The sequence below is a fragment of the Streptomyces sp. NPDC088254 genome, from assembly GCF_044740925.1.
Lineage (GTDB): Bacteria > Actinomycetota > Actinomycetes > Streptomycetales > Streptomycetaceae > Streptomyces.
This window is the reverse complement of record NZ_JBIURQ010000001.1, coordinates 236,507-260,945: the sequence shown is the minus strand read 5'-3', so window position 1 is coordinate 260,945 and position 24,439 is coordinate 236,507. Positions and strand designations below refer to the sequence as shown.

The window sequence follows — 24,439 nt, the reverse complement described above, 5'->3', positions numbered from 1 at the left end:
GACCTACCTCCCCTCGCCGCTGCGGGACGGGCTCAGCGCCGTGGCCGGGTTGCCGCCCCACCGGGCGTCCTGGGGGACGAGCTCCCCCTTCATCAGGAAGGAGTCGGGGGCGAGGACCGCGCCGTCGCCCACCATGACCCCGTAGTGCACGAACGCGCCGACGCCGAGGGTGCAGCGGGAGCCGAGGGCGCTGCGGTCGGACTTGAAGGTGCCGTCCTCCTGCGAGTGGCACTGCACGACGGTGCCCGCGTTGAGCGTGCACGCGTCGCCGAGGGTGACCAGGGACCGTTCGGTCAGGTAGCAGCCGTCGTCGAAGACCCGGCGGCCCAGGCGGACGCCGAGCAGCCGCCAGACCAGGTTCTTGTAGGGGGTGCCGTTGAAGATGCGCAGGTAGGTCTCGGAGGGCACCTTCCAGTAGCGCTCGTGCCGCCAGAAGCGCGGGTCGTAGATCGAGCAGAGCAGCGGGCGCAGCGGGACGACGGCTGTGAGGGCGCGCTCCAGGAACACGAAGTACGCGACGGTGAAGACCAGGCCGAGCACGTCGGCCAGGGCGATCGCCGGCGCGCCGAAGGCGCCGTACCACTCGGTGGCGGCGGAGGCGAGCAGGACGAGGCCGAAGGCGTACATCCACCGGGTCCCGAGGTACCACAGCATGGTGGAGGCGTTGTGCCGGTTCTTCGCGGCGAGGGCGGGCCGCAGCTCCTCGGGGCTCGTGAACCGGTCGAACCGGCTGTCCCTGAGCACCGTGCGGGGGATCTCGAAGCTGGGCGAGCCGAGCAGTCCGACGCCCTCGCGGACCTTCCCGTCGATGGGCACCATGACCTTCGTCGCCAGGAGGCAGTTCTCGCCGGTTCTGCCGCCGGCGGGGTAGGCGATGCGGTTGCCGAGGAAGTTGCGCGGGCCGATCGCCGCCCGGGAGACGCGGAAGGCGCTGCCGGAGTAGTCGGCGTTCATGATCGACAGCCCGTCTGCGACCATCGTGCCGCGTCCGACGAGGCTCAGGTAGGGCGTCTCGTGCTTCATCTCGGTGCCGAAGTTCGAGCCGGTCTGCTCGACCCTGGACAGGTCGTAGCCGAGGCACCGCAGATAGTGGACGATGGCGGAGCTGTCCCCGAACAGGCGCTTGAGGAAACGCCAGTTGGTGAGGAGCGTGATGGTCCGGTGCACCCCGTGGTGGAAGCCGTACAGGGGGTAGACCCGGTCCGGCTTCACGGTCTTGGCGAGCAGGCGGGGCACGGTGGTCATCACGAGGAGTCCGGCGGGGACGGCGCCGAAGACGAGCACGAAGGAGAAGGCGAGGGCGTCGCGGTAGAACGTCCAGTCGCCGAAGACGGCGGGTCCCGGTTCCAGGGCGGTTCGGATGTCCGGGGTCTCGGCGAGCAGCGCGTGCAGGCCGCCGACCGCGATCGGCAGGTACACGGCCAGGGCGACCAGGAGTTGCAGCACGCTGTGGACCGTCCGGCGCAGCGGGCCGCAGGGGACCGAGCCCACCCTCCGGTAGTCGGCGTCGGCCGGCTGGGCCGGGGAGCCGTGCCAGTGCTCCCCTGCGGGCACGGTCTGCCCGCGGTGCAGCGAGGAGGCGTGGCCGAGCTGGGCGCCGTCGCCGAGACGGGTGTCGATGTCGAGCACCGTGGCCTCGCTGACCAGCACGTCGTTGCCGAGGGTGACGGGGCCGGTCTGGATGAGTCCGTCGTGGGCCCGGTAGCAGGTGAAGGAGGAGTCCTTGCGGACGACGGTGTCGTCGCCGATGGTGAGCAGGTCGGTGCAGACGGGCACGGTCCGGGAGAGGACGACGGAGCCCCGCCCCACCTTCGCGCCCAGGGCTCTCAGATAGACGAGGTAGAGCGGCGATCCGTGGAACAGCACGAGCGGGTCGGAGCGGATGAGCGCCTTGACGATCCAGAAGCGGACGTAGGCGAGGCTCCAGACGCGGATCTCCTGGGGCTTCCACCGGCCGACGAGCGCCCACTTGGCGACGACGGGCAGCGCGCACAGGGTCACGAAGGCGGCGGCGCCGAACAGGACCGACCGCAGGTACACCTCGGCCGCCGAGGAGCCCGCGGAGATCCACTCGTAGCCTCGTTCGGCGATCAGGGCGATGAGGTAGGCGTAGGCGAGGAAGGCGAGGAGCTGGAGGGCGCCGCACATGACGTAGTGCGGGGCGCCGGCCGGGGGTGGCGTCACCGGCCCCGCAGGGGCGGGGGCGGTCCTCGGGGCCGGCTGCGCGTCCGGGGCTCCCGCGGCGGCCGCCTCTGCCCGAGCGGCGGTGGCCGTGGCGTCGGCGAGGGCCGTCGCGAGGCTGCGCAGCGTCGGATGGCGGTACACGTCCTTCATGGACACCGGTGGCAGGTCGCCGCGTTTCCTGATCATGGCGCAGAAGTGCGCCATGACCAGCGAGTCTGCGCCCAGCTCCTCGAAGAAGTGGGCGTCGGCCGGTATCCGCTCCATGCGGACGACGTCGGCCAGTACGGAGGTGAACTCTTCTTCGAGTACGGCCGGGTCGCCGTACCCGTCCAGCAGGACCGTGGACTCCTCGCGTGCAAGGGGCAGTGTCTCCACCGGCTTGTCCGCCATGTCAGCTCCGAAGGTTCCGAGGAAGTGCCGCTCGGCACTGGCCGGTTCGCGTGGCACACCGGTGTCGGCCAGGGTCGTGGTCGTACCCATGTCCTTCATTCGGCACGGAAGGGTGAGCAGATCTCCGAACCGGTATTTTTCTCGTATTCCGGACATCGTCTCGAGTGGTGGGACGGCATCGGCAGAGGGGGCGCACGGACTCACGCCCGGACTTTCGGTCCCATGCGGGCGGCACCGAGGGAGGCGAAGAAGTTGCGGTACGCGCTCTCGGCGCCCCGCAGGGCTGCTGCCGGGCGCGCCCCGAAGGACGTCGACGGGGGCGACCGCACGCGCACCACGGTCCCGGTCACCCCTGTGGCCGGGCTCGTCGAGGTCACGGGCGTCCCGGTCCGCGCGCTCGCGGCACGGGGCCCGAGGCCGTGTCGGCGGGCGGGGCCGGGGCCGCGGCGGCGAGCGTCGCCGCGGCCAGCAGCGCAGCCAGGGCGACGCCGGGCCACGTTCCCCTTCTGCTGTGCGTCGCGTTCATGGGCGGACCGTGCGGACCGGGCGGACCGGGCGGACCGGGCGGACCGGGCGATGCTCACAGGAACGCAGCGACAGGTGGCGCGTTTGTCACCGGTCGCCGACCGCGTCGTGGGAGAGGTTCCCGCCCACCGTCTTGACGTGTTCATTTCCGTCGTTGAGCATGCCCTGAGCGCGGCTCATTCTGATCGTTTCTGTTCGCCCTCGTGTGGTGAAAGGGAGTGTCGTGACCCAACGGCAGCTCATCGTCCGGGGCTTGGCGGCCGCGGTTCCTCTCCTGCTCGGCGCGGGACTGGTCGCCGCGCCGACGGCGTACGGGGATCCGTCGCCCTCGCCGGCGACATCGGCGTCGTCGGCCCCGTCACCGCCGAACGCGGTCACTGTGCGCGTCGACCCGTCATACCGCCAGCAGAAGTTCGAGGGGTGGGGGACGAGCCTCGTGTGGTTCGCCAACGCCACCGGCGGCTACCCGGACGCCCTGCGCAAAAGACTCGTCGACCTGCTGTTCGGCGAGGACGGGCTGCGGCTGAACATCGCGCGGTACAACATCGGCGGCGGCAACGCGCCCGACGTCCGCACGGACTACATGAAGGCCGGCGCGACCATGGAGGGCTTCTGGAAGGCCCCCGCGGGAACCACCCGGCAGGACATGGACTGGTGGAACCCCGACGACCCCGGCCACTGGAACTGGAACGCCGACGCCGGCCAGCGCTGGTGGGTGGACCAGGTCAAGGACAAGGTGACCCGCTGGGAGGCGTTCAGCAACTCGCCGCCCTGGTTCCAGACCGTCAGCGGTTACGTCTCCGGAGGCTTCGACTCCGGCGCGGACCAGATCCGCCCGGACCGCGTCGACGAGTTCGCCTCCTACCTGGTGCGCGTCACCGAGCGCCTGGAGCGCGAGCACGGTATCTCCTTCGACACCATCGACCCGCTCAACGAACCCAACACCACCTACTGGGGGACCCAGTTGGGCGCCGACGGTCAGCCGACCGGCGGACGCCAGGAGGGCGCGCACGCGGGCCCGGCGCTCCAGCAGAAGGTGATCCTCGCCCTCGACGAGGCGCTGAAGCACACCACCACCGGCGCGAAGGTCTCGGCGATGGACGAGACCAACCCCGGCATCTTCACCCAGAACTGGAACGCCTACGCCGCCCCCGCGCGCGCCGCCGTCGACCAGCTCAACGTGCACACCTACGGCACCGGCATGCGCACCAGCGCCCGCGACATCGCCAAAGGCGCCGGAAAGAAACTGTGGATGAGCGAGGTCGAGGGCACCTGGGGCGCCGGAACCGACTTCACCGGCATGGAACCCGGTCTCGGGATCGCCACCCGCATGGTCGACGACATGCGCGAACTGGAGCCGTCCGCCTGGGTGTTCTGGCAGCCGATCGAGGACGCCCTGCCGCAGGCCGCGGCCGGCAAGAACTGGGGCAGCATCCACGTCCCCTTCAACTGCACGGCCCGGGACACCCCGCGGACCTGCCCGATCCGCACCAACTCCAAGTTCCACACGATCCGCAACTTCACCCACTACATCCGCCCCGGCGACCGCTTCGTGAAGGTCGACGACACCGACACCGTCGCCGCGGTGCGCGCCTCGGGCGACGCGGCGAGCGTGGTGCACGTCAACAGCGGCACGACGGCACGCTCGGTCACCCTCGACCTCTCCCGCTTCCGGAAGATCTCCGCGCAGGCCACCGTCACACCCGTGGTGACCAGTGCCGACGGCGCCCTCGTGCGGGGCACCCCGGTCGCGGTCGCCGCCGGCTCGGCCACGCTCACCGTCCCCGCCAAGTCGGTCACCACCTTCCTCGTCGACGGCGTCAGCGGCGTGGCGAAGGACGCCGCGCTCGTCCAGCCCGGACACGTCTACCGGCTCACCGGAGCGCAGAGCCGCAAGTCGCTCGCACCGGCCGCCGACGGCAGCGGCGTCGCCGTCCGCACGACCGACCCGGCCCGCGCCGAACAGCTGTGGAACGTGATCCCGTCGGCCGGAACCGACCACCGGGCGCGGTACTCCCTCACCGGCGCGAGCACGGGCCGCAGGCTCGCCGTGCGGGACGGCCGGGCCGTCCTGGAGGACCCGGCGGCCGGAGCGGCCGACGGCGCGGCGCAGTGGATCATGTCCACCACCGGCGACGGCAGTTGGACGTTCGTGAACGCCGCCACCGGCCGACTGCTCGACGTCAGCGGCCAGTCCACGGCCGACGGCGCCAAGGTGTCGGTGTACACGCCGACTTCGGCGGCGAACCAGCGCTGGACCGTGACCGACGAGACGGTGCGGAGCACCGAGACCGCCGAGGCGTTCACCGTGCCCGGGCTGCGGCCCGGGCTGCCGTCCACGGTCACGCCGGTGTTCCCGGACGGCGCCCGGGGCTCTCTCCCGGTGGTGTGGCGCCTCCCGGCGGACCGGGCCTGGCGCAAGCCCGGCAGCGTACGCGTCAAAGGCCGGGCGACCGACGCGCTCGGGCGCGAGGTCGCCGCGACGGCGGTCGTCACCGTGGACCGGATCGTCTCGACGCTCCCCGGCGGTGCCACGACCTACACCGGCGGACGGCCGGAGCTGCCCACGACCGTCGTCGGCGTCGGCTCGCACGGCGGCCGGGCGGTCCTGCCGGTGACCTGGGACCCGGCGCCCGACGGCGCGTTCGACACGGTCGGCGTCGTGACCCTGCACGGCCTCGCACGCGTCGTCGACGGAAGCACGGTCGACGCGAGCGTCCAGGTGCGGGTCACGGAGGCGGTGGAGACCAACGTGGCCCCGGACGACGGCGTCTCGGTCGACGCCACGTTCACCGAGAGCGGGTACTCGGCGGAGCGGCTGCGCAACGGCGACCTCACCGAGAAGGCCTGGTCCAACTGGAAGCCGGGGACCGCCAAGAACCCCTCCGACACGATCACGTTCACCCTGCCGAAGGCCCGCGACCTCACCCGGATCGTCGCCCGCTTCCACCGGGACGGCGCCAACGCCTCCTTCCCCGAGAGCCTCAAGGTGCAGGTGCGGTCGGCCGACGACGTCTGGAGCGACGCGAGCGACACCGTCCCGGTCGGCACCGAAGGCGCACCGATCGTCTCCGTACCGGTGACGGCCCCTCCCGCGACCGCCGTCCGCGTGGTCATGACCGCCCGGCCGGGCGGATACATCACCCTGAGCGAGATCGAGGTGTACGCCAAGGCGCCCCTCACCCGGTGACGCGGCTCGCCCGGCGCCGGGGGCGGGTTACCGTGGGCCCGGTGAGGCGCCGGGCCCACGGGACGGCTCAGCCGTCCTGCAGACGCCGGCCGGCGTCCCTGAGCAGCTCGTGACCGAACTTCCGCGCGGCGGGGGTGAGGGGGGCGTACGCGGGGAGCAGGGTCAGGGGGATGTCGTCGCGGAGGACCTTGGCGGTGACGGCGCGCAGGGTGTCGTACTGCTCCTTCTGGAGGTTCCAGCGGGGGACGGCCCGGCCCCGCGCGGGCCGCAGCCCGGCGCCGAGGTCGGCCAGGGCGCGCAGGAGCGGGGAGTCGACCGGCCGCTGGCGGGTGTCGAGGACGATCCGGTCCGCCGAGGGCAGTCGTCCCACGGCGGCCAGCAGGGCGCGGGCGACCGGCGCGGCCTCCCGCTCCCCCTGCTGCCCGGCGGGCCCGCCGTCCCAGACCGCCAGGCCGTAGTCGACGAGACTGCCCAGCTGGTTCTGCGTCAGCTTCGGCCGGATCTCCACCGAGCGGAGCCTGCGCCAGTCCCCGCCCGTCGCGCGGTGTCGCTCCGGGCGGGTCAGCCACTCGGTGACGAGCGCCTCCACGTGCAGCGAGCTGACGGCGCGGTCGCCGAGCCGGCTGAGGAGGTACGCCTGCCATCCCCGGCTCAGGCCGAAGGCCTGCTGCGGAATCCGGGTGCCCAGGGAGCACGCGGCGAGGGCGGGGGCGAGGTCGACGGGGGCGTCGCGTTGCAGGACGAAGTCCCTGCCCTCCGGGGAGCGCAGCCAGTCGAGGACGGCGCGAACGGCCTGCTCGTGCACGTCGGCGGTTCGCGCCGCCTCGTCCGCGGTGCCGTCGTGGCCGTCATGGCCGTCATGGCCGTCATGGCCGTCGGGGAGGGTCTCCGTCGCGCCCATGGCGCGCAGCAGGAGGTGCGCCGGGGAGGGCGCTGGGCCGGTGAGCGCCGTGCCCTGTCGGCCCTCGTCCATCGCCGCCCCGTACTCGGCGAACCTCGGCGGGATCAGGTTCGGCTGCGCTTCCGCCTTCGCGAGCTGATGGGGGACGTACAACTCGCCCAGCGAGCTGGACATCCAGACGGGCAGATCGACCACCGTCAGCCTGCTGCCCTGTTCGACGAGGCGGAGGGCGGTGCGGCCGGGGCCGCGTTCCAGGCGTGACACCTCGGCCATGAACGTCTCGCCTGGCGCCGGGAGCGCGTTGCCGTCGGCGGGCGTGTACTCGGCGAGCATGCCGAGCGGCTCGACCGAGACCAGGCAGCGGCCGGTGGCCTGCGACGCGTCGGCCGCGGCAGCGCTCTCGTCGCCGCCGGCGTCCGTGCCCGGCGCGGCGGGCTCGGACAGGACGACGCGGACGTGGCGCAGTTGTCCGGGCTCCAGCCTGTCGTACTCGCGGGCGACCGGCGGGTGCCCGCACAGGGTCACCGTTCCCGGTGCGTCGCGCAGGGCGGGCAGGTGCTTCACGGCGCGCAGGTGGGCGAGGAGGACCTCACCGGGGACGTGACGGGTCCAGGCGGCCTTGCCGGCCGGCAGCCAGCACAGCTGCTGGGTCTGTTCGTCCCGGCAGACGAGACCGAGGCAGCCGTCCTGCGGGGTGTCCACCGCGGCCAGCGGGACCACGCTGGTCTCTCGCCGGTCCCGGTCCTGCGGTCCCGCCTCGGGGCCGCAGGTGAGCGTGTCCGTCTTCGGGTCCCAGTGCAGGCGGAGCAGTCCGCCCCGGGCGACGAGCGCCGCGGCGGCGGCCGACGCGGCGGCCGCCCCGCCGGGCAGGCCCCGCAGGAGCGTGCGGACGGGGACCTGGATCAGGGCGGAGCCCGACCGCACCGCCAGGTCGCCCTTGCCCAGGTCGGCGACCGGCTCGGCCAGCACGGAGCCCTTGGGCCAGGTGCCGCGCGGCTGGGCCCGCCGGGACACGGTGAGCACGGGCTCGGCCCCGGTCTCGACGCGTTCGACGGTCATGGGCACACTGCCGAGTTTCGCGAGCAGCCGGCCCGTCCCGGCGGCGACCGCCGCCAGCGCGTCGCGCAGCCACCGTGTGCGGGGCGGCCAGGCGCCCTGCGCCGATTCCGGCGCCAATCTCACCCGCGCCGCGGGCAGTCCGAGGACGCGCAGCTCACCGGGCACGTCCGACGCGGCGACGAACACGACGTCGCCTTCGCGCACGGGCGACTCGCCCAGCGGGGTCAGCGTGTTGGCGTCGTCGAGCCACACGGCGCCCCCGGCCGGGTGGGCGTCCAGGACGTCCCGTGCCGCGGGATGGCGGACGGTCATGGGGCCCTCGCCCAGGTGCAGGGCGCCCTTGACCTCGTCGACCTTGTCGACCGGGAGGAGCATCCTGCGGGCTGCGGACGCCGCGAAGGCGCCGCGCGGGCCCGGCCGCCACCGGGTGAGGACGAGGTGACCGCACTCGTTCACCCCGCCCTCCACCCGTCCCTGTACCAGGTCGCCCGGGCTGAACAGGGAGCAGTCGAGGTCGGCGAGGGAGCGTCCGTCGGTGAACTGGAGGAGTTCGGCGGACACTTCGGCGATCCGCCCCGGGGCCAGCTCCAGCCAGAGGCTGTCCCGGCCGCCGGCGGCGACGACCCAGCTCCCCCGGGTCCGCGAGGCGCTGTCCTGGTGGGTGCCTTCCAGCAGTTCCGCTGCGGGGAAGCCGAACTGGCGCAGGGTGTTCTTCCGGTGCCGCAGCGTCCAGCCGGCGGCGGTGCGGGAGAAGAAGACCGGTTCCTCCACTGAGCGGGCGGGCTGCCTGAGCCAGGGGCGGTCGTACTTCTTCCGGGCCGGCAGCCAGGTCCTGGTCCGGGTGTCGTGGTAGAGCCAGCCCCGGTCGTGGCAGGCGGCGGCGATCTCCTCCGCGGTGACGTCCATGAACGACAGCTGGGCCCACGGCACGACCGTGTCGGAGGCGGCCGGTTCGGTGCCGGCTGCGCCCTTCCAGAGCACCCGCGCGCCCCGGACGGCCTGCCCCTTCCTGCAGGACACGACACCGCCCTGCCCCTGCCCGAGCGGCACCAGCCGTACCTCGGGACGGCCGCCGTCCGGCCCCTCGCGGACCACTCCGGCGATCTTGGGGTGGTCTCCGCACAGCAGGACCTTCGCCAGGTCCCCCGGTGCGGTGGCGCTGATGCCGGGCAGCCCGGCGACGGTGAAGCCGCCGCGACGCGTCCCCGCCTTCAGGTAGTCCTGCTCGGTCCGGAAGTCGTCCTTGGGGAACACCACGGCGGGACGCGGCCGTTCGTCGAGATAGCTGACTTCCGAGGCGATCGCCTGACGCGCGGTCACCCCGTCGGTCCCGTGGAGCCGCAGGCGCACCACGGAACGGGGGGCGAGCCGGTAGGGGGTGTGCATGCCGGCCACCGGGAAGAGCACGCCGGGACGGACCTCCACCTGTTTGCCGGTGTCGGTGACCACGGCGAAGCAGTCGCCGCCGCGGCTCACGAGATGGCTGCGCAGAATGTCGAGGCGGCGTTCGGGCGCCTGTTTGGTCGCGCCGTACCAGTGGTTGTCGCCGCCGGGCCCGCGGTCGGTGAGGCGGACGAGCATCTTCGCGTGCTCGTACTGTTTCTCCGCGGCGAGCCGCAGGGCGCTCTCCCGGTACGAGAAGTGCCGTCGGCTCACCGTCACCTGCAGCGGATCGCCGTCGACGGCGGTGAGTTCGGGGAGGGTGAAGGGCAGCAGACGGTCGTTGGCCGTCTGCACGATCCGGCCGGCGACGAGGTAGAGGCTGTCGCCGGCGCGCAGTCCGGGCTCGTCGCCGCCCTCGGGCGCGGCACGCGGGGGGACGAGGACGAAGCCGAGCCGCGGCCCGGAGTCCCCGGCCCGCCCGGGGCGGACCCTGGCCAGGACGCGCTGCTCGCGGGCGGCGTCGGGGCCGAACAGGGCGATCAGTTTGCGCACGCTGTCGTCGTCGAGGCAGGCGCTGATCTTGACGGCTTTCACCTCGGCGTCCTCGCCGCGCCGGGCGCGTTTCGGGTTCGCCGTGTGGGCGCGCAGGACCAGGACCCGGCTCCTGGCGTGGTCGATCTCCACGTCCAGCAGATGGACGACGGGCCTGCGCTTGTCGGTGCCTTCCAGATAGAGGTGGTGCTCGTCGCCCTTGTCGATGTCCCCGGGGGCGATGTCCACGGTGACGGCTCCGGCCGTGGCGGAGTCGTCACCGGGGTGGAAGGACATGGCGTCGACGCGGTCGCCGTGGAAGAGGGTGATGCCGGTGGGGTCGACGGGTTCCCCGCTGACGGTGAGCTTGTCCCCGGGGACGTCGAGGAACCAGCCGTACCCGAATTCGAAGCGGTGCACGGTGTCCTGGCCGACGGCGGTGGCTCCCACGTAGTAGGGGCGGCGTTTCCTGCCGTGCTGGTCCTTGATCTCGTGACGTCGTCCGTCGACCCGTGCGCGCGGCATGACCTCCTTCATGAACTCCGCGAGGGACACCGGCGGTACGCGCAGGAAGGACGCCCGGGCTCCGCGGCCGTGTGCCACGGGCACGGCGCGGACAGAATCGGTGAGGTAGTCCTCGACGGCCCGCCCGGCGACCAGCGTGCGCGGCTCGTCGCACAGCGCCAGCCAGGGCTGGTGGCGGCCGTCGTCGTCGGGAGCGAGGCGGGGGGCGGGGGCGCTCGGTTCCACCCTGTTCCGGGCGAGGGAGCCGGTCACCGTGGGCGCGGGTCCCGCCATGAACAGGTTCCACTCGGAGGCGGGGTCGAGGACGCGCCGGGGCGCGGGCTTCGGCGCGGCCGACCGTGACCGGGCGGCGGGCGAGAGGAGGAACATCCTACGGACGTCCAGGTGGCCGGCCGGCACCTGCGACGCGGCGTCACCATGCCCGTACGCCTCCAGCCAGGTCCGCTCCACACGCACCGGCTGGAAGTCCTCCGTCAGGTCGACACCGGCGGCTTGCCCCACCAGGTGGTGGCCGTCCTGCTGCACCACCGCGGGGACACCGTCCTGCCGCTGCGCCTGCCCGCGCCGACCGGCCTTGACCTGGGCTCTGGCGGCGGTACGGGGGTCGGACGGGGGCCCTTCGGAGAGCAGGGCGCTGTCCGAGTGCTGGTAGAGCTCGTGGAGGCCCTGCTCGTCCTGGTACTGGCCCACCGGTGACCACTCGTGGGGCTTGCGCCGGTCGTCCGTCAGCTCCCACAGGGCGCGCAGTTTGAGCCGCCGGGGATGCACGTGGAAGGTCCAGCCCCGGGCGGTGCGCTGTCCGGCCACGTGGTCGCCGACGGAGGGCATGTCGTGGTCGAAACATTCGACGGGGACGAGCGCCACGACGACCCGTGTGTCCAGGTTCAGCCAGACGCGCAGGTGCGAGAGCCTGCCGCTGTCGTCCCGGATCCGGACGGCGACCATGCCGGCCAGGTCGCCGCGGTCGAGGATCGTCGGCTCGTCCAAGCCCGTACAGTGCGCGGCCAGTTCGTGCGGTGGGAGGGGGGCCGGGACCTGCTTGGGGCGCCACAGCGGTCTGGGCTGCGGGTCTTCGAGCACGATCGCCTGGCGCCTGGTGGTCTTCGTGCACTTGGGGAACCGGCCGGTCAGCGTCAGCGAGTCGGTGGCGGCGAAGCCGACCAGCCCGGAGGCCAGCCACACCCGGTTCTCGCTCTGGAAGTCCTTGGTGTCCGTCCCCACGAGTTTCACCGTGGTTCCGAGCGGCAGCCGGACCAGTTCCCGGTACCGCTGGACGTCCGGATCGTAGGTGATGCCGTCCTCCTGGAACGGCTCCACCAGCGCCGTCGCCTTGCGGGCCTCGGGTTCCCGCCAGGACTGGATGCTGCACAGCAGCGACTTGCGATGCCGTGGTGAGACGAAGCCCTTGGGCGGGCAGGCCTCCACCTGCCGGGGGAATCCGTCCACGGCGGGCACCTCGATCTGCCAGCGGCCGTCGTCCCCGCGGTGCGCGAGCCGGGGTTCGGCGTCGTCGGCAGGCTCGTCGTCGGTGTCCGTGCCCGTGCCGGTTTCCGCGTCGGTCCCGAAGACCGCGAGCCAGCGCAGGTTGCGGTCGTCGAAGTACGAGCCGCCGTCGGGGGCCGCCGCCAACCGCAGGCGGCTCTCGCCCGGCCGGAACTCGGCGTGGACGATCAGTCCGGCGGGGTCGCGCAGACACGCCTCTTCGAGGATCTCCCAGTCGGACGGCTCCCAGGCCGTCGGGCCGAGCACGAAGCACCGGCCCGGGAGGGTGACGAAGCGGTGGGCGGGTCCGAACCCGGTGCGATCGGTGGCGTGACCGCAGAAGACCAGGCGGACCCTGGTACGCCCGGGTTCGTCCGTGGCCCCGCTCGCCGCGGCCTCCACGGCCAGTTCGGGCAGGCCGGCGTCCACCGGCAGCCAGCGCTCCACCCGGGCGTCCCACGCGGCCAGCGTCGTGTGCGCCACGCATCCCCCGCCGCCGTCGGCGAAGGCCCGGGACAGGTCGGGGTCCCAGAGCCGTCGGGCGGCGACGTCCCGGCCACTGCCGCCCATGGGGTAGCGGTAGTTGGCCGCGCCGGTGATGTCCAACGTGAGCCAGGGGTACGCGTCAGCGGGCGCGATCCGGGCGGCGCGTACCTCCCCGTCCTCAGGCTGCGGAGCCGCGAGCGGGGCGACCTGCGACGCCTTGCTCTCGCCGGGCCGGACGTACACGGCCAGGGTCTGACCGGTGCGCCAGGACCGGTCCTGGGCGGAGCGGCCGAGACGCACGGTCACGGGTCTGGCGAGACCGCAGTTGATCCACAGCAGCCGGTGGGTGTCCGCGTCGCGGACGGCCCACACGGTGCCGACCACGAACGCGCCCCCCTTCGGCAGGTCCGCGTCGGTGCCGGTGGCGAACAGATCACGGACAGATGGCCGTTTGCCACCGAGGTCCGCAACGTCCAGGCGGCTGTGCTGCCGGTAGACCACGGCCTGACCCGTGCGCCGGTCGACGGTGGCGGCCACCACCAGCCGGGGGTCGGCGGTGAGCGCGTCCGCGTCCTGACGGTGCGGCGGGAGGGGCGCGGGCTGGTGGCTCTGCCGCCACAGCTGGGTCATGATCGCGGCGAGGGGTCTGCCCGTCGTCTGGACCCGCAGGTCGGCGGTGTCGCGCAGGAACTGGGCGAGCGCGAGCTCGGTGCCCCGCGCGGTCACCCGGCTGCCGTACACGCCGAAGGGATTGCCGCGCTCGGCGGCCAGCGGCCCGTGTCCCCACTTGCGGTAAAGCGACCGGATCGTCAGCAGGCGCAACCGGTTGGCGCTCTCCGCGCGCAGCCGCGTGTCGGCGAGTTCTTCGAAGAGGCGTTCGTAGAAGAACTGCGCCCGGCCGCTGATGTCGACGATGGCCCTGACCACGTGTTCGAGCACGCGCAGCAGTCGCTGCTGGGAGCCCTCACCCGCGACCGGGGACCGGAACATCTCCAGCATCCGGCCGCGTACGGGGCGCGGCAGATGGGCGGCGCTGTTGAGGGAGCCGACCAGGTCGGTCCAGGCCGTGACCCAGTCCTCGTGGTCTCCGCGGTCGCCGAGGTCGGGCCGCTGGAGCAGCGCCGCGAGCCGCTGGGTGCTGAGGGTGATGGGCGTGACCCCGTAGGTGTCGGTGGCGGCGACGAGGTCCCGCAGCCCCTTGTCCATGCGTTCCCACTCGCCCACCGAGAAAAAGGGGCGGTCCTCGTCGGCGGGGCCGCTGAGCACGAGCGCACGGGGAAGGAGGGTGTACGTGTCGCCGGGCGGCGGGACCAGGAAGCGCGGGCCCGTCTCCTCCCAGTCCCAGCGCAACAGGCCGTCGCGTTCCTCGCCGTAGATCTCCCGGCGCAGCAGAGCCGCGTCGATGGCCGTGCGGGTGAAGGGGTGGTCCTGCATTTCGAGGGCCAGGGACAGCAGGTCGCCTGCGGGCGGCTTCTCACCGCTGAACCATCGTCCGCCGGCCTCCGTCCGGTGCGGGCCGACTCCGCCGGAGGAGGTTTCGAGCACCCACAGCAGCGCCGCGTTCAGGGCCTGTCCGTTGCGTACCAGCAGGCGTTCGAGCGCGCCGGCTCCGGGCGCGTCCGGCTCCGCCGTGTAGAGGCCGGTGATGACGCGCACGATCTCGTCCGGCGGGACCATCGGGCGCTGTCCCTTGCCGATGCGGTCGACCTGGCTTCTGACGTGCAGGAGCAGCGGGGCGAGGTGGCCGGTGAGCTCGCCGTAGCGGCGGGCGTCGGACTGGGCGAGGGCGAGCAACGCGTTGCGGCGGCTCATTATGTCCCGGATGTGGACGACGAGCAGCAGCAGGTGGTCGGGAAGCGGGCCGGGGCCGGCCGTGACGGTCAGGAGCCGGGCCGTCAGCATTCCGGCGGCGAGCAGTCGCACGAGTTGCTCGGGTTCGACGCCGCCGAGCCGGAGCCGGGCGTTCTCCTCTTCCTCCCTCCGCCTGCGTCCCTCTTCGCCGGGGACGGAGTCGGGGTCCGCTTGGGCGCCCTGGGACGCGCGGGGCGTCCAGGGCGGCGGGATGATCCAGGGGGACCAGACCGACGCGGCGTCGCGTGCCGTGGTCTCGGCGGCGGGGCCGTCGGTGAGCAGCAGGTTCGGCGGCTTCTGGTGCGGGGCGCGCAGCCGGTGCAGTCCGCCCACGTGTTTCTGTACCAGGGCGTAGTCGTCGTACGGCACCGAGATCCGGCACGGCTGCTGGTTCTGGATCTGCTTCGGCTTCGTGGGCGGGGTGTCCGGTGCCTGCCACCAGCGGGCGAGACGGCGGGCCGTCGCCCTCGGGGCGAGTTCGGCGGACAGCGTCCACAGCGACGCCTGCCACAGCACCGACGGCATGGCCGAGTGCTGCTGTGCGCCGGTGCCGCCCAGCCGGGCGTAGGCGGCTTGCCGTGCCCGCAGGGTGTCGGCTCGCGCCGGGGCCGTCTTCGACGACCGCCACTTCTCCAGCCGGCGCAGTAACCGGGTGCCTGTCAAGGCCTCGGTCTCCAACGCGTCGAGGATCTCGTCCGGTACGCCGGTCTCTTCCTCCGAGTCATCGGTTTCCAGCGGGACTTGGGAGTCCCTGGTGTGCGGGACGGTGTCGGGCGCGAACATGACCCGGGCGGCCGTCATGAGGAGGTCGGGTTCCAGGTCGAGCGCTCCCTGCGAGGCCTGGGCCAGCTCCTCCCAGACCTGGTCGGCCTCGTCCGGGGCGAGTGCCGCTCGCAGCTCCGCCGCCTGGAGCAGGGCCAGTCGGCCATGACCGCCGGCCAACGCCCTGTCCACCAGGGACGCGTGGTCCTCGACGGTTTCGCGGACCGCGCGCGGGTCGAGCCGGGCCAGGAACCGGGCGACGATCAACGCCAGTGTGGGCAGCGTGTGTTGCAGCAGGTCGAGGTAGGGCTGGGCGGAGGTGCTGTGGGCGTCCGCTTCGCCCGAGGCCTCGCTCAGGACGCCGTCCAGCAGCCCGGCAGCGTCCGCCGTCGCTCCGCCGGCTGCGGTGCGAAGCAGGTTCGCCGTACCGTGCTGTTCCTGGGACGGGACCACGGAGGCGAGGTCGCGGTAGAGGTCGCCGGCGTGGTCCGAGACCTCCCTGCTGATGTCGGCGAAACGGTGGTGTGCGGCGAGGACATGGGGCAAGGCGTGCAGCGCGGTCGCCGTCCCCGCCCGGCCGAGTTGGTCGAGGGCGGCGCACACCACGTCGTCGGCGTGGTCGGCGTCGGCCGGCTCGCCCAGGGCGGCGATGACGTCGAGATGGGCGGCGGCGTCCTGGGGGGAGAGGCCTAGGGCGGCACAGAAATACCAGTTGTCGAGCACGCGCGTCCCCTTCGCGTTCCGGCAGATCCGCGTTCACTACCAGGCGGCTGCTGATGTCTTTTGGTGATGCCTGATCAGAATATGGAGTGAACTTCGGCCAAACATCACTTTCTTCCGGATTGACCGTGAGAAACGGTGTATCAGGTAGGGTGCGGCAGCTCCGGCCGGAAAGCGGTCCGGCACTCGCGGAGGTCCTCTTCGAGCTGGTAGTCGTAGTCCCCGGTGTCCGGTTCCAGTCCGGCGAGACGACGCCGGGCCGGCACCATGCCCCACAGCCACTCCGCGTCCTCCTCGGTCGGCTGCCGCCGGGCCAGCAGCGCCCAGCTGCCGGGTCGCAGACCTTCGGGGTCGAGTTGCCGGAACCGGGCGGGGAGAAGCCGGGCCCGGTCGAGCGCGATCGCGCGGTCCGCGTCGCTCAGGTCGTCTGCGGTCACGCGGCCCTCTTCCACGTCCGTGGCCGCCGCCGCGATGTCCATGGCCCACCGCACGGGTTTGGACAGTCCCTCGTTCGCCCATGCGGCGAGCGCGGCCTTCCGGCCCGGGGCGTCGCCGCGGATCAGCGCGAGGGCCACCGCGTCGATGACGGTGGAGGGGACCTTCAGCCCTCGGAAGTCGTCGGGCACGGGCAGCCCGCCTTCATGCGCCGCGGCCGCGCTCAGCCAGCGGTCCAGTTCCGCGTCGTCGGTGGCGGCGAGACACAGTGAACCAAGGAGGGCGGCGCCCGCGCGGCCGCCCCTGACGTCGTGCCCGCCCGCGCCCTCGCCGCCCAGCGCGTGCGCCTTGACGACGTACTCGGGCAGCCTCAGCTCCCGGGCGACGGTGTCGGCAGCGCGCCGGACCGTGTCGATGCGCTCGCCGGGATCGTGGAGCTGGACGACGATCATTCGCAAGTCCCAGTCCAGCATGGGAAGTTGCCGCAGGTCCCGAACGAAGCCGGGGCCCGTCGCTCCCGCGGCCTTCTTCCGCACGACGAGGCCGATCCCGCGGTGCGGGGGCTCGTCCGGGTGCCGCTCCCTGGGGCGCGGCCGGTACGACTCCCCCAGGGCGCGGGCCAGTTCGTCATGCCCGTTCGGCACCCGTCCGCCCTGCGCGTCATGGTCGAAGGTGTGCCAGCGGCGCGGCTCACGGAGCGGCCGATCGCCGCCGCGTCCCGCCCGGTGCAGCATCTTCTCCCACTCGTTCAGCGGCTCCGCGAGGTCGCCGCATGAAGGATCGGCCAGGACGTCATAGACGCACGGCTGACCCTCGTCCGGGGTGAACAGAGTCCAGCGTGTCTCCAGGGAGACCCGGAACCGTTCGTCGGGAAGCACCGGTTCCTCGCAGCCCTGAGCGACCCGGTGGGCGTCGGTGGAGCCGGGCGGTGTGGGGCGGGGTGTCTCGTCGAGTGCGATGGACATCCGCCGGCCGCGACCGCTGTACAGGACCGGCCGGGCGGTGGACCCGGCGAAGGCGTGGGACGACGCACCGAGCGCCACGTCGATGTCTTTCCGGGCGGCGAGGCTCGCGAAGAACGAGCCGGCGAAGTCGGCTGCCTGCTGGTGACTCACTGTGCCCTGGACGGCGACCACATGAGGCACACCGTCACGCGCCATTCGCTCTGCGAGGGGAAGCGGCCTCGTCCCGCCATCGGATTGCGCGGCCGGGCCCGCGCTGTCGCAGGCGAGCAGCACCGCGAGGGGCACCTGGAACTCCAGCAGCCACTGGGTCAGCGTGCCGCCGTCGAGCAGCGCGGCCTCGGTCGAACCCGGGCGGTCGGCGACGACGAGACCGCCCTCGACGTGGTGGCCGCCGAAGTAGAAGGCCCCCGCGCCGGCGACGAGCCATCGGCGGATGGTGTCAGCCGAGGCCGGCGACGGGACGGCGTCGGCCTTCAGGTGCGAACGGTCGAGCACCGATCTCACCAGCCCGCTGTCGGTTGCCGCCGCCTCTCGGTCACCGGGTCGCTTGACGGTGCACGTCCCGGAGGGGGTGCGCACACGTCCGTGGACCTCTGTTGCGTCGGCGATCACGACGCGGCCGTACGCCCGCGGCGTACTCGTGGTGCCCCGCCCGGCGGGTTGGACTTCCCGGACCAGGGTGAACCGCTCGTCTCTTCCCAGTTCGGCGAAGGGTACGGGCGACCGCTCCAGGTCGCGGACCCAGCCGTCCCAGACCCCGGGTCCCGCGTCGGGTCCGGGCACCCGCACGGCCTCCCAGGGCAACTCCGCCAAGGAGAAGGCCTGTTCGCCCGTCGGTGTCGGCAATCTCAGCCGGATGCGGAGTCTTCTGTCACGGCCCAGCGCCTCCACGGCGGCCCGGAAGCGGGGCCGGGTGCTCGGCGGGAACAACGCCTTCGCCAGGCGCGTGCGCAGGAGTTCGTTGTCGTCGGAGCCCCACAGGTCCCTCAGCGCCGCGCCGACCCGCGCAGGGGCGTCCGGCGGCGGACGGTCGTCGCCGTCCACCACGACGGCCGTGATCCTGCGCGGGCCACTGCTCGGTTCTTCGAGCTGGATGATCAGCTCGTCCACAAGACCCACCACGCCCAGCCTCCCCCGGCACCGCACCCGTGCGCCGTGTCGGTCATCGCCCACAGAGGCGAAAACAGCTCATCTGCACCTGTGTTGTTCCTTCACCATGCCATCATCACTCCATCCCCGCCCGTCACCGCCGTCCGGTCGGCGCACATCTCTTCAGGGAGTGCAGTTACATGACCGCCCCCGCCTACCCCTGGGAACCGCGGTGCGCGCTCGAGACCGAACTGCGCGCGTTCAGGGCCTCGGACCGCTTCTGGGGCGACGAGGACCTGGAGGACGAGGCGCGCCAGGAGCTGGAAGCCCTGCTGACCGACCCGAACCTGCCGCCGGAGTCCCTCCAGGACGCGCTGGACGGCATCTGGGTCGACCACCTGGGAGCGGCGAGGCTCTGGAACACCTTCCACCGGCAGTACGAGCAGGAGCACCGCTCGGCCACCCCCACCGACCCGCCCCTCTCCCCCGTCACCATCACGTCGCGCCCTGCCCTGGACGACCTCGACGGCTTCGACGTCGTGGGCGACGCCGCGCTCCCGTCCGAGGACACGGCGGCCGACCGTTTCCTGAACCTCTGGCTGACCTGGCCCCTGTCCCAGGCCCGCGTCCCCGCGGACCGTTGCCTTGCCGTCGGACGGCGTTACGAACTGCTCATGAACATCGGGAAGTCACTCGCCGAGAGCCTGCTGTCCGGGTCGGCCCAGCCCTTCCCCGACGATCTGCTGGACCCGGCCGACGGGCACTGGCTCACCGTCTCCGTGTGCAGTGACGACTTCTCGGTCTCCCCCGCTCACCATCACGTCTTCCTGCCGAAGGAAGGCGGCAGTTGGGTCTGCGAGTGCCCGCCCGACGGCCCGGGGCACGTCTGTGAGAACGAGCACCGGGGACCGTACCTGCGCGTTCCCGTGGTCGCCCCGCCGGAGTCGGGCCCCGCCCGGTTGCGGCTTCTGGTCGCTCATCGCGGGCACCAGCTGCAGTCAGCGACGCTCACCGCCATGGTCGCGCCCCGCGAGACGCGGCTCGAGGGCGCCGAACTCGTCTCGGCGAAGATCGACTACACGCTCACGCCCGGTTTCACGGGCATCGCCGCTCTGCCGCCGCGCACCGCCGCCATCCGGATCTCGCAGGCGGGCGACCGCTCACTCACGGTCGACGTCGACGGGGCGAGCGGCGTGGTGAGCACCTTCCGGCTCGGCGAGCTGCAGACAGCCGGGGCACTGGACCAGGCCCGCACGGCGCTCATGGCGGCCCACGTCGAGGTGAAGGACGGGAAACGCGTGAACCAGCTGACCCCGGACAACCGCAAGCCCGGGGAGGCTTTCCTCACCGACTTGAAGAACCTGGCGGGCATCGGCTGGGACCTGTTCGTCCTGATCGCCCCGCGCAGCGCCCAACGACAGGCGCTGCGCGACGTCCTGGGCGGCGCGGCACAGGTGCAGATCTGCCGTCAGGAGGGCATGGACCTGACCTTCCCCTGGGCCCTCGTCTACGACATCCCGGTCGTGCGGGGCAGCCGCTGGGTGCACTGCGAGCAGGGGCTGGACCCGGAACTGCCCTTGGGCACCCGGGAGTGTCCGGGCGCGGACGGCCATCAGCTCAACACCCTGTGCCCGTTCGGCTTCTGGGGCTACCGGCACATCATCGAGCAACCGCCGTCACGCTCCGACGGACAACGCCTCGCGCTGGTGGCGGGGAGCGGCGAGGGCGATCCCGCCATGACGGTCGCCCTCAGCACGGCCCTCGACTTCGACGAGACGGAACGCCATGTGACGGACCTCCACCGGCGGTTCGGTGGACGGCTCACCGACCACACCGCGAAGGACGCACTCATCGACGCGCTGGTCGACGCTCCGGACTGCCTGTACTTCTACTGCCACGGCCGTGAGCCGGAGAAGGGCCGTGAGGCGCCCGGCCACACGGTCCTGGAGATCGGCAAAGAGGACCGGATCGAGCCGGGTGATCTCCCCGCCCTGGAAGACACCCACTGGGCAAGCTGGCGCGACGTGTCGCCGCTGGTCTTCCTCAACGGCTGTCACACGGTGGACAGCGGGCCCGCCACCTGGCTTTCCTACGCCGACGCCTTCACCGACCTGCACGCCTCGGGTGTCGTCGGCACCGAGATCTCGGTGGCGCAGACGCTGGCGAGCGAGGTGGCCGAGCTGTTCTGGCAGGCCATGCTGGACCGACGGTCGGTGGGGGCGGCGCTGCACTCGGCGCGCATCACCCTGCTCAAGAAGCGCAACCTGCTGGGGCTCGCGTACACCGCGTACTGCTCCAGTTCCCTCACCCTCAGGCCGACGGCGGCCGCCGGCTGACCGGTAGCCCGCTCGCTCCGTCCGCGGCAGTCGCGCGGTCAGCCGGTGTCGCCGTCAGCCGCCGTCAGCCGGTCCACGGCCGGCCGGCGATCACAGTCAGCTCGTCGCCCGCACCGCGTCGCGGATCAGGTCGGCGACCTGCTTCGGCTGGGAGACGGCCACAGCGTGCGAGGCGCCCTCCAGTTCGACGACCGTCGCGCCGGCCCGCTTGGCGCCGAAGCGCTGGACCTCGGGGTTGATCGCCTCGTCGGCGGCGGCGACGAGCGCCCAGGACGGCTTGGTCTGCCAAGCGGCCGTTGCCGCGGTCTCGTCGAACACGGCGGCGGCCAGCGGGCGCTGGGCGGCGGCGAGCACCTTGGTGACGTCCGTGGGCACGTCGGCGGCGAACACCGAGGGGAACGCGGCCTCGGCGATGGTGACCTCGACGGCAGGCTCACCGCCGGGACCCGGGTACGTCCACTCCCTGAGGTTGCTGACCAGCGGGGCGAGGGGGAAGCGGCCCTGCAGCGCGCCGAGGCTCTCGCCCTCCTCGGGGACGTACGCGGCGACGTAGACGAGGCCGACGACGTTCTCGGTGGCGCCGGCGACGGTGATGACGGCGCCGCCGTAGGAGTGGCCGACGAGGACGACGGGGCCGTCTATCTGGGCGGCCACGGAGGCGATGTAGGCGGCGTCGGAGGCGAGTCCGCGCAGGGGGTTGGGCGGGGCGATCACCGGGATGCCGTGGCCCTGGAGTTCGGCGATGACGCCGGACCAGCTGCCGGCGTCGGCGAACGCGCCGTGGACGAGGAGGACGGTGGGCGTGGTGGTGGTCATGTGAGGCTTCTCCCGGGAGGTCAGGCGGTGTGCAGGGCGGTGCGCAGGGTGCCGACGGCCAGGGTGATGGCGGCTTCGGCGGCGAACGTCGAGCGCAGGGCGTCGAGCATGACGAAGTCGTGGATGATGCCCTGGAAGCGGACGGCGGTGACGGGCACGCCGGCGGCGCGGAGCTTGTTGGCGTAGGCCTCGCCCTCGTCGCGCAGGACGTCGGCCTCGCCGGTGATGACGAGGGCCGGGGGCAGGCCCTGGAGCTGCTCGGAGGTGGCGCGCAGGGGGGAGGCGGTGATCTGGGCGCGCTCGGCGGCGTCGGTGGTGTACTGGTCCCAGAACCACTGCATGCCGTCGCGGCGCAGGAAGTAGCCCTCGGCGAACTGGTGGTAGGAGCCGGTGTCGAAGGCGGCGTCGGTGACCGGGTAGAACAACACCTGCTGCACCAGCGGGATGCCGCCGCGCTGCTTCGCCATCAGGGTGAGCGCGGCGGTCATGTTGCCGCCGACGGAGTCGCCGGCCACCGCGAGCCGCGTCCCGTCGAGGTTCTTCGTCGTCCCCTGGTCGACGATCCACTGTGCGACGGCGAAGTTCTGCTCGATGGCGACCGGGTAGCGGGCCTCGGGCGAGAGGTCGTACTCGGGGAAGACCACCGCCGCGCCGGCGCCGACGGCGAGTTCGCGGACGAGGCGGTCGTGGGTGTGGGCGTTGCCGAACACCCAGCCGGCTCCGTGGATGTAGAGGATCACCGGCAGGACGCCGCCGGCGCCGGCGGGCCTGACGATCCGGGCGCGGACGCTGCCCGTGGGGCCGCCCTGGACGGTGATCCACTCCTCGTCCACGGCGGGCTTGTCGATCCCGCCGGACTGCACCTCGTCGACGGCCTTGCGCCCCTCCGACGGCGGCAGTTGGAACAGGTACGGCGGGTTGGCGGTCGCCTCGGCGAACGCCGCGGCCTCGGGCTCCAGAACCGGCTTGACCGGTTCGACGACGTCGGACATGGGCATCTCCTGCTGTGATCGGTGTGCTGAGCGGTGGTGCGGTGTGTCGCGCCGTCACGCTAGACGCGGCCGTCGGCCCCGGATTGCCCGTGCGTGCACGGCCGTTGTGCTCACAGTGCACACCGGGCCGTGCGCTGTGGGGAACCCCCCGGTGCGCTCCGGGAACACACGGGCTGCGGCGGCGGGGGTGGGATCGCTAAGTCCCTTCCTCACCACTGTGCCGAAAGGTTCTCACCATGGTCGACATCTCCGAGGTCACCGCGTCCCCCAGCCCCGACCTGCTCACCCCGGACAACTGCGCGATGCTGTTCGTGGACCACCAGCCGCAGATGTTCTTCGGCACCGGCAGCGGGGACCGCACCGCGATCATCAACTCGACGGTGGGTCTGGCGAAGGCCGCGAAGGCGTTCGACGTGCCGGTGGTGCTGAGCACCGTGGCCGCCGACTCGTTCTCGGGTCCGATCCTGCCGCAGCTCGCGGACGTCTTCCCCGAGCAGAAGATCGTCGACCGCACGACGATGAACGCCTGGGAGGACCTCGCCTTCGTCGAGGCCGTCAAGGCGACCGGCCGCGAGAAGCTGGTGATCGCCGGTCTGTGGACCGAGGTGTGCGTGGTCCTGCCCGCCTTGTCCGCGCTCGCCCAGGGCTACGAGGTGTACGTCGTGACCGACGCGTCCGGCGGGGTCAGCCCGCAGGCCCACGAGCACGCGGTCCAGCGCATGGTGCGGGGCGGCGCGGTCCCCGTGACCTGGGTGCAGGTGCTGTTGGAGCTCCAGCGGGACTGGGCGCGCACGGACACGTACGAGGCCACCACGGGCGTCGTGAAGGAGCACGGCGGCACCTACGGTCTCGGCATCGTCTACGCGGGGGCCGTCCTCGGCGCGCACGCGGCGGGCTGACCCACGCGCACCGCCTATGGGATGTCCCGCCACTGGCTGGGGGACATCCCGTAGGCGGTGCGGAAGACGCGGCTGAAGTGCGTGGCGCTGGTGAAACCCCAGCGGCCGGCCACGGCCGCGATGGTGCGGCTTCCCCGGCCGTGCCGTCTCAGGTCGCGCCGGCACTCCTCCAGGCGGCGGCGCAGGATCCAGCGGCCGACCGAGGTGCCCTCGTCCTGGAACAACTTGTGCAGGTAGCGCACGGAGATGTGGTGCGCGCGGGCGATGCTCTCCGGCGACAACCCCGTGTCGGTCAGATGGAGTTCGACGTACTCCAGGATGCGGCCCAGCACCGGCGGCTGTCCGTCCGGCGCCCCGGGCCCGCCCGCGCCCAGTTGCTCGGCGGCGAGGGTCGCCACGAGGTTCACCGCGTTCCAGGCGAGCATCTCGCCGACCGGCGGCCGGGCCTCCACAGCGGTGCGGGCGAGGTCGGACAGCAGCGGCGACAGCAGTGCGCCGAGCCGGGAGGCAGGCGTCACCGGCGTGCGGGTGAGACGCCGTAAGTCCAGGGGCGTCAGCCCCAGCAGATCGCCCGGGACGAGGAACACCGTCGCCCGGAACCGCTCGGGGAAGTCCAGCCTCGGCGGGCGGTGGACGTCGTAGAAGCAGACGTCGCCCGGGGCGAGGCGGGCGCTGACGGGCTCGGCCCCGGCGGGCAGGGCGGGCGTGCCGCGCAGGCCCACGAACAGGTACTCGCCGCCCTCGCGGGCGTGCAGCCGCTGCCGAGGGTGCGGCGCGCCCTCGCCCGGCAGGGGCCCGGGGCCCCGCTCGCCGGTGAGGATCTCCACGCCGGCGGGCGTCGGCCGTGCGGGGGCTTCGATGGTGCTGGTGATGGACATCTTCCGCTGATCCCTCCTGAGCGACGGTCGGTCCGGTCGC

Annotated in this window: 11 protein-coding genes; 3 read left to right on the top strand and 8 right to left on the bottom strand. The window is 72.6% G+C overall.

Translation table 11 applies throughout. The annotated features are described in order from the left end of the window. Nucleotides 1-3: 3 nt before the first annotated feature. The 3 genes from ACIOC0_RS01165 to ACIOC0_RS01155 all read right to left on the bottom strand — a co-directional run bounded on the left by ACIOC0_RS01165 (nt 4) and on the right by ACIOC0_RS01155 (nt 3,100). Nucleotides 4-2,574 (bottom strand): Pls/PosA family non-ribosomal peptide synthetase, encoded by a 2,571-nt coding sequence (locus ACIOC0_RS01165; protein ID WP_402153120.1) that lies wholly within the window; start codon nt 2,572-2,574, stop codon nt 4-6. A 200-nt stretch (nt 2,575-2,774) separates the two neighbouring features. Then, nucleotides 2,775-2,951, bottom strand: a complete 177-nt coding sequence (locus ACIOC0_RS01160; protein WP_402150774.1) for a hypothetical protein — start codon at nt 2,949-2,951, stop codon at nt 2,775-2,777. After that, entirely contained in the window at nt 2,948-3,100 is a 153-nt protein-coding gene (locus ACIOC0_RS01155; RefSeq protein ID WP_402150772.1) for a hypothetical protein, read from the bottom strand. Before ACIOC0_RS01155 ends, ACIOC0_RS01160 begins: the two co-directional genes overlap by 4 nt. A gap of 222 nt (nt 3,101-3,322) precedes the next feature. On the opposite strand from ACIOC0_RS01155, the gene ACIOC0_RS01150 reads away from it, so the two are divergent. Next, entirely contained in the window at nt 3,323-6,289 is a 2,967-nt protein-coding gene (locus ACIOC0_RS01150) for a glycoside hydrolase (protein ID WP_402150769.1), read from the top strand. A 67-nt stretch (nt 6,290-6,356) separates the two neighbouring features. On the opposite strand, the gene ACIOC0_RS01145 is transcribed toward ACIOC0_RS01150, so the two are convergent. After that, a complete protein-coding gene (locus ACIOC0_RS01145) occupies nt 6,357-15,992 on the bottom strand; it encodes a hypothetical protein (RefSeq protein WP_402150767.1) in 9,636 nt (3,211 codons plus the stop codon). Nucleotides 15,993-16,132: 140 nt separating this feature from the next. Further along, nucleotides 16,133-18,511, bottom strand: coding sequence for a CHAT domain-containing protein (locus tag ACIOC0_RS01140; RefSeq protein ID WP_402150764.1), 2,379 nt, complete (start codon nt 18,509-18,511; stop codon nt 16,133-16,135). Between the two features lie 167 nt (nt 18,512-18,678). On the opposite strand from ACIOC0_RS01140, the gene ACIOC0_RS01135 reads away from it, so the two are divergent. Then, complete coding sequence (locus tag ACIOC0_RS01135; protein ID WP_402150762.1) at nt 18,679-20,814, top strand: CHAT domain-containing protein; 2,136 nt, start codon at nt 18,679-18,681, stop codon at nt 20,812-20,814. 96 nt (nt 20,815-20,910) lie between these two features. On the opposite strand, the gene ACIOC0_RS01130 is transcribed toward ACIOC0_RS01135, so the two are convergent. Continuing rightward, nucleotides 20,911-21,630, bottom strand: coding sequence for an alpha/beta fold hydrolase (locus ACIOC0_RS01130; protein ID WP_402150759.1), 720 nt, complete (start codon nt 21,628-21,630; stop codon nt 20,911-20,913). A gap of 20 nt (nt 21,631-21,650) precedes the next feature. Beyond that, nucleotides 21,651-22,622 (bottom strand): alpha/beta hydrolase, encoded by a 972-nt coding sequence (locus tag ACIOC0_RS01125; RefSeq protein ID WP_402150756.1) that lies wholly within the window; start codon nt 22,620-22,622, stop codon nt 21,651-21,653. Between the two features lie 236 nt (nt 22,623-22,858). On the opposite strand from ACIOC0_RS01125, the gene ACIOC0_RS01120 reads away from it, so the two are divergent. Then, the gene (locus ACIOC0_RS01120) at nt 22,859-23,521 is read left to right on the top strand and encodes a hydrolase (protein WP_402150753.1); all 663 of its coding nucleotides are present in this window, start codon (nt 22,859-22,861) and stop codon (nt 23,519-23,521) included. Between the two features lie 14 nt (nt 23,522-23,535). Here the strand turns inward: ACIOC0_RS01120 and ACIOC0_RS01115 are convergent, their stop codons facing one another. Further along, nucleotides 23,536-24,399 carry a helix-turn-helix domain-containing protein gene (locus ACIOC0_RS01115; RefSeq protein ID WP_402150751.1) on the bottom strand — a complete coding sequence of 288 codons (864 nt, stop codon included), beginning with the start codon at nt 24,397-24,399 and terminating at the stop codon, nt 23,536-23,538. Between the last annotated feature and the right edge of the window lie 40 nt (nt 24,400-24,439).